This is a genomic window from uncultured Bradyrhizobium sp., assembly GCF_964252615.1.
Taxonomy (GTDB): Bacteria; Pseudomonadota; Alphaproteobacteria; order Rhizobiales; family Xanthobacteraceae; genus Bradyrhizobium.
On sequence record NZ_CAXUNQ010000020.1, the window covers coordinates 1 to 11,046 of the forward strand.

At 62.7% G+C, this 11,046-nt stretch carries 13 protein-coding genes; 6 read left to right on the forward strand and 7 right to left on the reverse strand.

The window, feature by feature from the left end; translation table 11 throughout:
• Positions 1 to 19 precede the first annotated feature (19 nt).
• Complete coding sequence (locus ACFE72_RS12525; RefSeq protein WP_375413418.1) at positions 20 to 145, reverse strand: hypothetical protein; 126 nt, start codon at positions 143 to 145, stop codon at positions 20 to 22.
• Between the two features lie 191 nt (positions 146 to 336).
• Positions 337 to 1,407, reverse strand: coding sequence for a hypothetical protein (locus ACFE72_RS12530; RefSeq protein ID WP_375413419.1), 1,071 nt, complete (start codon positions 1,405 to 1,407; stop codon positions 337 to 339).
• Between the two features lie 228 nt (positions 1,408 to 1,635).
• Between ACFE72_RS12530 and ACFE72_RS12535 the strand changes: the two genes are divergently transcribed.
• Positions 1,636 to 2,667: a patatin-like phospholipase family protein gene (locus ACFE72_RS12535; protein ID WP_375413420.1), complete on the forward strand. Its 1,032-nt coding sequence runs from the start codon at positions 1,636 to 1,638 to the stop codon at positions 2,665 to 2,667.
• A 58-nt stretch (positions 2,668 to 2,725) separates the two neighbouring features.
• Here the strand turns inward: ACFE72_RS12535 and ACFE72_RS12540 are convergent, their stop codons facing one another.
• Entirely contained in the window at positions 2,726 to 3,154 is a 429-nt protein-coding gene (locus tag ACFE72_RS12540) for a CBS domain-containing protein (RefSeq protein WP_375413421.1), read from the reverse strand.
• A gap of 194 nt (positions 3,155 to 3,348) precedes the next feature.
• Complete coding sequence (locus tag ACFE72_RS12545; RefSeq protein ID WP_375413422.1) at positions 3,349 to 4,134, reverse strand: rhomboid family intramembrane serine protease; 786 nt, start codon at positions 4,132 to 4,134, stop codon at positions 3,349 to 3,351.
• 499 nt (positions 4,135 to 4,633) lie between these two features.
• Here ACFE72_RS12545 and ACFE72_RS12550 point away from each other — a divergent pair, with 499 nt between their 5' ends.
• Positions 4,634 to 5,191, forward strand: coding sequence for a PAS domain-containing protein (locus ACFE72_RS12550; protein ID WP_375413423.1), 558 nt, complete (start codon positions 4,634 to 4,636; stop codon positions 5,189 to 5,191).
• Between the two features lie 133 nt (positions 5,192 to 5,324).
• On the opposite strand, the gene ACFE72_RS12555 is transcribed toward ACFE72_RS12550, so the two are convergent.
• A complete protein-coding gene (locus ACFE72_RS12555; RefSeq protein ID WP_375413424.1) occupies positions 5,325 to 6,476 on the reverse strand; it encodes a zinc-binding dehydrogenase in 1,152 nt (383 codons plus the stop codon).
• A 166-nt stretch (positions 6,477 to 6,642) separates the two neighbouring features.
• Here ACFE72_RS12555 and ACFE72_RS12560 point away from each other — a divergent pair, with 166 nt between their 5' ends.
• The 4 genes from ACFE72_RS12560 (at position 6,643) to ACFE72_RS12575 (ending at position 10,089) form a co-directional block, all read left to right on the forward strand.
• Positions 6,643 to 7,836, forward strand: coding sequence for a CynX/NimT family MFS transporter (locus ACFE72_RS12560; protein ID WP_375413425.1), 1,194 nt, complete (start codon positions 6,643 to 6,645; stop codon positions 7,834 to 7,836).
• Positions 7,837 to 7,902: 66 nt separating this feature from the next.
• Positions 7,903 to 8,517, forward strand: a complete 615-nt coding sequence (locus ACFE72_RS12565) for a PilZ domain-containing protein (RefSeq protein ID WP_375413426.1) — start codon at positions 7,903 to 7,905, stop codon at positions 8,515 to 8,517.
• A gap of 437 nt (positions 8,518 to 8,954) precedes the next feature.
• Entirely contained in the window at positions 8,955 to 9,593 is a 639-nt protein-coding gene (locus ACFE72_RS12570) for a transglutaminase-like cysteine peptidase (RefSeq protein WP_375413427.1), read from the forward strand.
• Positions 9,594 to 9,783: 190 nt separating this feature from the next.
• Positions 9,784 to 10,089 carry a hypothetical protein gene (locus tag ACFE72_RS12575; protein ID WP_375413428.1) on the forward strand — a complete coding sequence of 102 codons (306 nt, stop codon included), beginning with the start codon at positions 9,784 to 9,786 and terminating at the stop codon, positions 10,087 to 10,089.
• 436 nt (positions 10,090 to 10,525) lie between these two features.
• Here the strand turns inward: ACFE72_RS12575 and ACFE72_RS12580 are convergent, their stop codons facing one another.
• Positions 10,526 to 10,675, reverse strand: a complete 150-nt coding sequence (locus ACFE72_RS12580; RefSeq protein ID WP_375413429.1) for a hypothetical protein — start codon at positions 10,673 to 10,675, stop codon at positions 10,526 to 10,528.
• Positions 10,676 to 10,763: 88 nt separating this feature from the next.
• Positions 10,764 to 11,042 (reverse strand): hypothetical protein, encoded by a 279-nt coding sequence (locus tag ACFE72_RS12585; protein ID WP_375413430.1) that lies wholly within the window; start codon positions 11,040 to 11,042, stop codon positions 10,764 to 10,766.
• Between the last annotated feature and the right edge of the window lie 4 nt (positions 11,043 to 11,046).

Below are 11,046 nucleotides of genomic sequence, written 5' to 3' on the forward strand. Positions count from 1 at the left end.
AGCGGGGATAGGTATACATTCACAAGTGCGTGAACGCCGCTTTGAGCTTCACAAGACGGATCAGCGACTCGATCGTAACACCTCCACCGGCGGCCGTATGAAAAACAAATCTCTCGTCATGCGCGGGCTTGACCCGCGCATCCATCCGATGCTCTCCGATCGATGCCGAACCAGTATCGATTCAGAGAATCAAAGCCGCCGCAAGAGCGGCGCTCGGACCGCGCAAAGATGTGTGCATACAGTAGGGTCAAGCCCGGCAATGAGGCCTATGGTGATGGCAATGTCCCACCCGATACGTCGGGACGCGCGTAATGCCACTATGGCGCGCAGCCGGCGCTACCGCGCCACCACTTCGATTTCGCCGTCGACGCCGTTGACGACGTTGAACGGCCGTTCGAACACCTTGCCCTCGTTCTTGGCGATGGCGCGATACTCGCCTTCGGAGAGCACCACGCGGGGAAACGCGCCGATCGATTCCTTGATGACGTCGCCGCCGGGCGTGATCACCGACCACGCGGTATTGGCCAGCGCCTCGCCGCCCTTGTCGCTGACCAGTTTGAGCGTGATCACCGCGGCGCGATGGGTGATGATGACATCGGTCAGCTTGCTGGCCTGCACGCGGATATCGGAGCGCACCACCGAATTGGCGTCGCCGTAATTGGAGATGAGGTAGTAGGTGCCTTCGGGCAGCAGCACGACGTCGCCGGCAGCGACGCTCGGCAGCAGCGCGGCGCGCTCGGCGGCCTCGAACTGGCTGCCCTTGTAGATCGCGAACGAGATCTGGTTCTGCGGAATTTTCGACGTGCCGACGCGACCCTCGATGCGCAGGCCACCCGCCGGCAGCAAAAAAGATTCGCGAAAGGTGTCGGACTTCAAGGTCACCGGCCGCACGGCACTGACAAGGCCGAGGGTGACATGGACGACATAGCTCCCCGGCGGCAGCACGATGTTGGGCGTGGCGCCGCGTTCCTCCCGGATCAGCTTGAAAGTGCCGGTCTCGTCGGGCCGGTCGGAAAACACCCGCCACACAAGGCCGCTGTTGATGACGGGGAGGTCCTTGCCGTAACGCGCCGTCAGCGACAGCACGGCCTGGCCCGGCGTCGCTGCGATCGGCGGCGCTGCGGCCGGCGGTGTCGCGGTGGAAACAGGAGGCTGGGTCAGCGGCGCCGGCAGGTTCGGCGCCGAAGCCGGGCCCGACGGCGGCGCCAGGTTCATGGCCGGTGCCGAGGGGGCGTCGGGAATAGAGGACGGAGGTACCGGCGGCGGCCGATCCGTAAACATCTGGGCAAGGGACGTCCGCGGCATCGCGGCCGCGACGCAGCCGACAAACGCCAACGCCACGATCAGCCGGCCGCGCCAGGTTCGATCGCTCCCGCCAGCCTTTGCAATATTGCCCCTCACAATCATGGCGCATGCTTTTCACCGAAAACGCGGCAAATTCAAGCCTGGGGGGTAGGTTGGCGACCTCACCCCTATCAGAATTGGCGGCAGGCGAGGAGTTGACGCGCTGCGCCCCGACACGGTCATAATCTCAGCCCGACATCCGGACCCAAGCATAAACCATGCTGGCGACAGCTTCTGGCAAGATAGCGCCGCAACGCCTAGGCTTTGCGCGCCATTCAGGGAGACCTATCGGTGCTGGAAAATTTGATCGGCCGTAGTCAGATCGGCTCAAATGGCCGCGACAAGGTCGGCCTCGGCAGCATCCGGCGACCCGTGATCGGGCTGGCCTTGGGCGGCGGCGCCGCGCGCGGATTTGCGCATATCGGCATTGTCCGGACGCTGGTCGCCCACGGCATCGTTCCCAATGTCGTAGTCGGCACCTCGATCGGCGCGGTGGTCGGCGGTTCCTATGCCGCGGGACACCTTGACAGGCTCGAGGAGTGGGCGCGCAGCCTGCAACCCCGGAACATTCTTGGCTATCTGGACATCCGCCTCAACGGATCAGGACTGATCGGCGGTGACAAGCTCGCAGGCCAGCTCCAGGCCGCATTGGGCGATATGCTGATTGAGGAGCTGCCACTGAAATTCGCCACCGTTGCGACCGAGGTCCGGACCGGCCATGAGATCTGGCTGACCCATGGCCGCATCGTCGAGGCGATGCGCGCTTCCTATGCGCTGCCTGGAATTTTCTCGCCGGTCCTGGTCGGCGATCGCTGGCTGGTCGACGGCGCGCTGGTCAATCCGGTACCGGTGTCGGCGGCCCGCGCGCTGGGCGCGGAAATCGTGATCGCCGCCAATCTCTCCAGCGACGTGTTCGCGCACTCCACCACCATCTATTCCCATGGCGCCTCGACCGGCGCGCCGGAACCGGTCATCGAGGCCGTGGCGCCAAAGCGCGGGCTCGGAAAGTTCTTCTCCCCCGAGCGCACCATGAAGCGTGAATTTTTCGGCGGCGGCGGCCGCCCCGGCATCTCCACGGTGATGGTCGACGCCTTCAACATCATGCAGGACCGCATCACCCGCGCGCGGCTGGCCGGCGATCCGCCGGACTTGCTGATCTCGCCCCGCGTCGGCCAGATCGGCTGGTTCGATTTCCACCGCGCCGACGATTTGATCGCGCATGGCGCGCGCGCCGCGGAGCGCGCCATCGAATCGATCCAGGAAGCGATCGCAATTCTCGCGCCGGGCGCAGGCAAGGCGAATGCGGGCGAGAAGAAGCGCTGAATTAACGCCGCGCTCTGGTGCGGAGCACCGCGAGCGGAACACGGAACATGGAGCGGCTTCACGCGGTCTTGATGTAATTCTGCAGCGCTTCCTGCTCGTCTTCGAATTCCTTCACGCGCCATTTGACCACGTCGCCAATCGAAATCAGACCGACGATTTCGCCGCCCTCGAGCACGGGCAGATGCCGGAACTTGCCCGACGTCATCTTCTCCATGATCGCTCCGACGGTGTCGATCGGCCGGCAGCAAACCACCTTGCGCGTCATCACCGCGCTCACCGGCTCATCGAGCACGGCCGCGCCGCGTTCGCCGATCACGCGGACGATGTCGCGCTCCGACAGGATGCCTTCGATGCGCCCGCCGCTCATCACCAGCACGGCGCCGATCCGCCGCTCCGACAGAATTTTTACCGCAGCCGAAAGTTTCACGCCAGGCTCAACGCTGAGGATGTCGTGGCCTTTGGAATCCAGAATTGCACGTACCGTCATGGTCGCCTCCAGGGATTCGATCACGTCACACGTCTGCGCGATCGTCCATTCCATCTTCAGGCAACAGTCGGGCGTCGCGTTGGTTCGTGCGCATCGAGCATGCAAGGCATGTTCTTCATGCGAAACGAAAGTCCATTCGCCTGAAAACGCAGCGATGATGGATGAAATCAAGCTGCGCCGCAAGGCGCATGGGATCAGCGACGATCGGACATGTCGGTGGATGGTGTATCCGCGGCGCCATGCGCCGGGCGCGGCACCGGATCGAACAGCGAAAACAACACCAGGCCGGCGAAAAACCCGCCGATATGCGCCTGCCAGGCGACGCTCGCGCCGTCGGCGCCGATTGCGACCGATCCGATCCCGAAGATGATATTGACGCCGAACCAGACGCCGAGAAATCCCAGCACGCGGGGATTGCGCAACGCGTGTAACAGCGACAGCGCCGGTACTTGCGCCGCAGCATCCGCATCGCCGCGGCGAAACGACAGGAAACTGCCCTGCACGAAGGCAAAACGGATTGCAGCCGCCATCGCGCCGGACACCGATGCGGAAGCTCCGATCATCGGCGCAACCGCGTGTTCATGAGTGACGAGGTGCGCCAGCGCGCCGGCGATCGCGGTGACGGCCATGAACAGGAAGAACCGCAGCGCGCCGAACCGGCGTGCCACGGCGCTTCCGAACGGCAGCAGCCACAGCACGTTGAAGCCGATATGGCTGAGATTGGCATGCAGCAGCGAATAGGTCACGAACGACCACACCTTGGCGGGCGAGCCGCCCGGAAACGGCGTCGCCAGCAGCGTCGAATCGAAGCGCTTCGGAATGAAACCGAACAGTTCGATGGTCCAGTATTCCGCCTCCGGTGGCAGCAGCACGCGCAGATGAATTGCCGCAATCAGGACGATATAGGCGGTCAATGCACGCGGTAGCGTCAGGATAGGTTCGCGCGGGATAGGCTGGGATAGTTCGTCGGGGGAATCCAAAGGGTCAAAGACCTCAAAGCAGGCGGCAGCGATGCGCCCAGATAAGCGGCTTGGCGCAAGGGCGCAAGGCGCAAATCCGGTGTTCCGCATCCCTGCGCTGCAGCGCAAGGGCGCCGCGTCCGTGCACCAGGAACGAACTCAAGAAAAAAGGGAGAGCCTGAGCAGCTCTCCCTCGTTCGATGCTGACCTTGTCGCGCCGAGGGTGACGGCGACTTTCCGCCCCTCCTCGCACGGGGACCAATCTGTTTGACGCCACTGCAATGGCCGGCTCCTGGAGAAAACCGGCGAAGCGATGGATCGATCTACCCCGTTCCCTGCCGATCCCCAACAACATGGTGAATTTAACGTTAACGCCGCAAATCCTCGGCAAAACCGGCGCGAAACCGCCTGCGGCATGTACGCTGCAAGACCTCTCCTGCACAACAATCGGGGGGCGCGCGGTGGCTGAAAGCGGAACAGATGTGTCCTTTCGCGCCGGCGCGCGGGTCAGGAATTTTAGATGAAGCATCCGTCGAACCGGGAATTCTTCGCATATTGGGACAAGAAGCGTGGTCCCGCGCGCGCGCCGGATCGCAGCGAGATCGAGCCCGGAGCGGTACGCGAACTGCTCGGCGATATTTTCGTGCTGTCCTACGATCCCGCAGCGGGCTACCCTTTTCGCGTCGCCGGAACGCGGGTCTGTGCGCTGCTCGGACGCGACCAGAAGGGATCGAGTTTTTCCGCGCTGTTCAAACCCGAGTGCCGCCGCGACGTTGAGGATATCGTCGGCATCGTCGCCGAGGAAATGCTGGCAGCCGTCGCCGGTATCACCGCCACCGCCGCGGACGGTTCGCGTGCGCATCTGGAATTGCTGCTGCTGCCGTTCAACAATCGCGCGCATACGCCGTTAAGCCTGACCGGGTTGCTGGCGCCGCTCGGTGGCGGGCATCGCGCGATCCGGAATTTCGAGCTCGTCTCCTGGCGCTATATAGGACATCCGCCGCAACGCTTCGGCCCCAGGGTGCTGCGCAAAATTGCAATCGCCCGCGGCTTCATGGTGTATGAGGGCCTGCGCTGACGGCGCAACATGAGCCACGAACACCCATCGCGTCATTCCGGGCCGCGAGCGACGAACCGGGAATCCAAAGGCGGTGCATTGCGCTGGATCCGGATCTGCCAAAAGGCGCATCCCCGCAACGACGGTGTTTATGTCACTCCGCCAGCTCCGGCCACGGCACGATGGTAGACTTCACCGTCTTCATCGCCATCGCGTCCGCCACGGCGCGGCCGATGCCATCCTCGGAGAACGGATAGATCGTCTGCATCTCCAGCCATGGATATTTTTTTCGCGTGCGATAGAGCATGTCGACGCCGAGCGGCAGATCGTTACCGGTGAATCCCCACGAACCCAGCACATTGAGATCCTTGGTGCAGATGCGGTGCCATGATGTATTGATCGAACCTGCGTCGGTGAACTGTCCCATCTCGACATAGGTGCCGCCGTCGCGCAGCATTTCGATGCCCTCCGGACCGGCGCTTGGATGTCCCGAGCAGTCCATCACCAGGTCGGCGCCGAAACCGCCGACGACGTCGCGCACCGCCTTGATGCGCGCCTCCGGCGTGTTGACTTCTTCGATGTCGACGGTCGCTTCTGCGCCAAATTTCCGCGCCAGCTTCAGCCGCGGTTGCTCCGGCGCGCCGATGCAGATTACCCTGCCCGCGCCCATCTCCTGCGCCGCCGCAACCGCCAGAATCCCGATCGGCCCGGAACCCTGGATCACTACGGTGTCACCCCACTTGAATCCGCCAGCCCGCGTCGCGCGGTTGAAGGCACGAATGCAGGACGTCAGCGGCTCCGACAGGGCCCCGAGCCGCAGCGACATGTCGTCCGGCAATTTGTAGATCTTGGTGCCCGGCAGCATGTCGAGATCGACATAGACATATTCCGCCCAGCCGCCCCACAGATGCGGTGCCTTGTCGAAGCCAAGATAGCGGCCGTAATACACCGGCGTCAGGCACTTGTTGGCGCTCTCGGGATAGTGGATGCAGTAGTAGCAATGCCCGCACGGCATCAGCGGCGGGATCATCACCTTCGATCCCACGCTCAACGGCTTGCTCATGAAATCCTCGGAAAATTCCGAGCCGACCTCGACCAGCACGCCGCCGATCTCATGGCCCAGCGTGAATGGCCATGGCAATTGCTTCGGCCAGTGCCCTTTGAGGATATGCAGATCGGTGCCGCACACGCCGCAGGCCCCGACTTTGATCAGCGCGGCCTTCTTCGGGATTTTCGGCCATGGCACGGTGCGGATCACCGGCGTAGCACCGGGACCGTCATAGGTGCAGACGCGGATTTGTTCCATGAAGCTTCTCTCCGGCTGGTCGGTAATTATCGGGTTCGATTGCGTGGGTCACCGAAACCTATTTGAAGTCGGCGGCGCTGCCAATGTGGAGCCCCGTCCGTTCAGGCAGCGAATTGACAGCTCCGTGATGGTGCCTCAGGTTGCATGAAATTTAAGGAATGACGCGTTGCGCAATCGCTGGGGCATTCTTGCCGTTCTGTTCGCGGTCCGCCTCACCATGGGGTTTCAATTTCAAAGCGTCGCGGCGGTCGCGCCGCTGCTGGAACGCGATTTCGGCGTCAGCCTTGCCGACATCGGGCTGTTGATCGGGCTGTATTTTACGCCGGGCGTGGCGCTGGCATTGCCCGGGGGCGCGATCGGACGGAAATTCGGCGACAAGGCCACGGTTCTTACAGCGCTGCTGTCGATGCTGGCCGGCGCACTTGCGATGGCGCTCTCGTCATCCTGGAGCACTCAGATCGCTGGAAGGCTGGTCGCCGGCGCCGGCGGCGTGATGCTCAACGTGCAGATGACCAAGATGGTGACCGACTGGTTCGCCGGACGCGAGATCGCGACCGCAATGGCGATCTTCGTCAATTCCTGGCCGGCCGGTGTCGCAATCTCGCTGCTGACGCTCCCGGCGATTGGCACGGCCCATGGCGTGAGCGCGGTATATCTTGTCGTCGCCGCGCTGATCGGATGCGGGATGGTGCTGCTCGCCGCGCTGTACCAGCCGCCGGCGAGTTCCGTGACCTGGGGCGGCGCAACCGGGCGCCTCGATCGTACGTCCATTATCGCGCTGATCGCCGCGGCAGCGATCTGGGGCCTCTACAACATCGGCTTTGCAATGATCTTCAGCTTCGGACCGTCGATGCTGGTCGAGCGCGGTTGGTCGATCACGGCGGCAGGGCCGGCGATCAGCATTGTGCTGTGGCTCACGGTGATCTCAGTGGCGTCGGGCGGCTTTCTTGCCGATCGCGTCGGACGTCCCGGACTCATCATCGGTGCAGGCTGCATGGTGTTCGCGACGCTGATGATCCTGCTGTCGCGCAGTGGCGCGGTGATTGCCATCACCGTTGCACTTGGCTTGGTCTGCGGCCTTCCGGCGGGTTCGATCATGAGCCTGCCGGCGCGTGTGCTGCAACCTGCGACGAGGGCGATCGGCATGGGCTTTTTCTTCACGGTCTATTATGCGGGCATGATGCTCGGACCGGCGCTCGGCGGCGCCTGCGCCAAATGGGCCGGCAGCGCCGGGGCAGCGTTGGACTTCGGCGCCGCGACGCTTCTGGCCTGTCCGCCCATCCTCTGGGGCTTCAATCGCCTGCAGGCGGCGGTGCGGCAGGCGCAAGACGATTGCAGCCCACGCAGGCATCCGCCGTAATACATCGTTAACCCTGCGCGCCGTAGGGTCGAATGACACCTATCAGCCGGTTGTCGGGTAGCGAAGATGGCGTTGGCGCACAAAAAATCGATCCTTCCGGCCGCTGAAGAGCGGCGGCGCTTTCAGCGCGTCAAGGTTCACCTGCTCGGCCGCTATATGCTGCCGGACCGGCGTGAATTTCCGTGCCAGATCATCAATATGTCGCCCGGCGGGCTGGCGCTGCTGGCGCCCGGGATCGGCAATGTCGGCGACCGCGTGATCGCTTATCTCGATCATATCGGCCGGGTCGAAGGCAAGATCACCCGCATCATCGACAACGGCTTTGCCATGAGTGTCGGCGCCACCGCGCGCAAACGCGACAAGCTTGCGGCGCAGCTCACCTGGCTTGCCAACCGCGACATTTTGAATTTACCGGAAGACCGCCGCCACGATCGTATCGTACCGCGCAATCCGATTTCCGTGCTCACGCTCGAGGACGGCAGCAGGATGACCTGCCGGATCATCGACATGTCGCTGTCCGGCGCAGCCATCGCCGCGGAAAACCGCCCGCCGCTGAAATCGCTGGTTTCACTCGGCAAGGTGCAGGCCCGCGTGGTGCGAAACCTCGAGGAAGGCTTTGCCCTCGAATTCGTCCACGAGCAGCTGGCCGAGACGCTGGAAGACAGCGTCACCGCCCGGTAACGGCCGCACGCCGATTCTGCATTTTTCCAGGACGTGACGGCGGCTTCCGCTGCAGCGGGCTTTCTCCAACGTTGTCGGCGTGCCGGGAGCACCCGCGGCGCCGTTGAGCGCTGCAAATCTGCGCTGCACGGCACAAGGCCGGGCATGACGACTTCCCTCGGCGGCGCAGCTCCAGCTCGCGGGATGGCCGGGCTTGTCCCGGCCATCCACGTCTTCCTTGCCTTACCACGCAAGATGCAGGTTTCACTGGGAGCGCACTGCAATGCATAAAATTTGAATCAATTGCAGTCATTTCAAATTTTAGTCAAATTCGATTAAAGTATATATCAAACATACCTAAGTATTGAACAGTATTCAATTCAATTGTACTTGCCCAACTTAGCCGCGCCGCAAAACCTTTGTGCGAAACATGGTCCCAACAAGAAACGGGGGCCACAATGTTTGGTACCAGGGGACAGGGGATAGGATTGGTGTTTGCTGCCATCCTGTTGGGAATGACTGCGCCGGCGCAAGCCGGAGACGAGCGAGTTCAATATGCGAGCCTTTATGCGAGTCTTGGCGACAACACGCGTTCGCCGATCGGCTGGGTCGAATTCTGCGCCGACAATCCAGGTGATTGCCGCGGCGGCGCGACGCAGCCGCGCGATATCGTGATGACGCAGACCGCGTGGAAAGACCTGCTGCGGGTCAACCGCTGGGTCAACGAAACCATCAAGCCGATGACCGACATGGATCATTGGGGCGTGATCGAGAAATGGTCGTTGCCGACGGACGGCTACGGCGACTGCGAGGACTACGTGCTGTTGAAGCGCAAGATGCTGATTGATGCAGGATGGCCGCGCGAGGCGCTGCTGGTCACGGTGGTACGCGACAAGAAGGGCGAAGGCCATGCCGTGCTGACCGTGAAAAGCGATAAGGGCGAATTCATCCTCGACAACCAGAACGAAAGCGTCGTGGCCTGGACCGAGACCGGCTATCGCTTCGTGAAGCGTCAATCGCAAGGCGACCCCAACGTCTGGGTCGCGCTGGGCGACAGCCGTCCCGCGGTTGCCACCGCCAGCGCCCGCGACCGCTGAGCACGAGCAGAACAAGGAGACCCGCGACCCGGTCACATCCCCACCCCTCCCCGTCCCAGACCGGATCGCGCGCGGCCAGTCTCCCCCAAGGCTGGCCGCAACTTTTTCAACTGAGCGGCGCTGCGATGCAGCGTCGTTAACAGTTCCTAACGGCCCTGCGATAGGATTCCCGAATCAACGGAGGTCAGGAATGTTGCGCAGGATAACGCTGTCCGTTTTCGCCATCGCAATCGGCGCGATGGCTGCGGATGCCGCCGATCTGCCCGCTCAAAGCCGGCTGGGGGCGGTTTTCGCGGACCGGCCCCTCGCCGAGGCTCTGGCTAATCGGGACTACGGCTACACCACGGTGTACGCGCCGCCGGTGCATATCCCACCGCTCGTCGCCGGTTATTACGGCAAGCCCAATTCTTACTTTTACAGTCCGTATTACGGCAGGTCGCTCGATTATAACTTCGCCCGCCTGCCTTATGCATGCGGCTTCCATGGCTACTGCTGATGCAATGGTCGTGGCTGGTGGTCGACCGGCACGAGCCTGCAAGTTTTTCGGCAAATGTGAACCAGTTCACATTTAATCGCGCGAGTTCGGTGCAGAATGCAACTTACCGGACGGCGCGAGCCGATTTAATGTCCGGGGCACTGCAAGGCCGCTCGGCGTCATACTCCGCCAGCGGCCTTGCTCTTTGTACCAATAATTTCAAACCTTTAAGTGTTCCATCGCCTACTCCGTCAAGCGCGGCACCTGGCCGCGAAATTACGTTGCCGATCGGCGATCGGCGTGACGTTAACCCAACTAGCCGATGCGACGGCTACCCATCGCTTCTGCCGCACAGACCGCCAGGCTGAGGAACACGCCGCACATTAGAACCCACGTGCTCAAGTGTGCTCAAGTGTGCTCAAGGGTGCTTGGCCGCGGTGTCCGCGCCCGACCTTATTTACGAGTACCACGATCCCAAGCGATCGCCGTTCTGAAGGCGGTTTCTCTGCTCGACTTCCCAGAACGCCCAGACCGCCGCGGATAGCAGGGAAATCACCACGGCCAGAAACAGCCATGTCAAATCCGGAAGAGTGAGAGTCATCAGCATTTTACCATCTCCATATCAAAGCCGAGACGCTGAATGACAAGGCATGACCTCAACGGATCGCGCTGAGGTCACTTGTTTTAGGGCGAGGTCAGTTGCAGACCTGAACCCGACGAATGCCCCAGCCATAGCCGGTCCACACGCGCTGCCGGACGAGATAGCAACCGCCGTCGTAACCATATCCGTCGCCGTAGTAGCTGGCGTAGTAGGGATCGTAGCCGTATCCATAAGGATAGCCGTAGCTCGCATAGGCTCCGGCTAGGCCGAGGCCGAGTCCGACGCCGATCAACCCCGGCCGCCGCCATCCGCCGCCATGGAAGCCACCACCGCCGAAGCCACCCCGCGCCGACGCTTCCGGGGCGGTCGCCAAGCCC

Bases quoted from the DNA above. Each gene is read 5' to 3' on its own strand.
- ACFE72_RS12525 (WP_375413418.1), bottom strand. From the start codon at position 145: ATGGATGCGCGGGTCAAGCCCGCGCATGACGAGAGATTTGTTTTTCAT.
- ACFE72_RS12530 (WP_375413419.1), bottom strand. From the start codon at position 1,407: ATGATTGTGAGGGGCAATATTGCAAAGGCTGGCGGGAGCGATCGAACC.
- ACFE72_RS12540 (WP_375413421.1), bottom strand. From the start codon at position 3,154: ATGACGGTACGTGCAATTCTGGATTCCAAAGGCCACGACATCCTCAGC.
- ACFE72_RS12550 (WP_375413423.1), top strand. From the start codon at position 4,634: ATGAAGCATCCGTCGAACCGGGAATTCTTCGCATATTGGGACAAGAAG.
- ACFE72_RS12555 (WP_375413424.1), bottom strand. From the start codon at position 6,476: ATGGAACAAATCCGCGTCTGCACCTATGACGGTCCCGGTGCTACGCCG.
- ACFE72_RS12565 (WP_375413426.1), top strand. From the start codon at position 7,903: ATGGCGTTGGCGCACAAAAAATCGATCCTTCCGGCCGCTGAAGAGCGG.
- ACFE72_RS12570 (WP_375413427.1), top strand. From the start codon at position 8,955: ATGTTTGGTACCAGGGGACAGGGGATAGGATTGGTGTTTGCTGCCATC.
- ACFE72_RS12575 (WP_375413428.1), top strand. From the start codon at position 9,784: ATGTTGCGCAGGATAACGCTGTCCGTTTTCGCCATCGCAATCGGCGCG.
- ACFE72_RS12580 (WP_375413429.1), bottom strand. From the start codon at position 10,675: ATGCTGATGACTCTCACTCTTCCGGATTTGACATGGCTGTTTCTGGCC.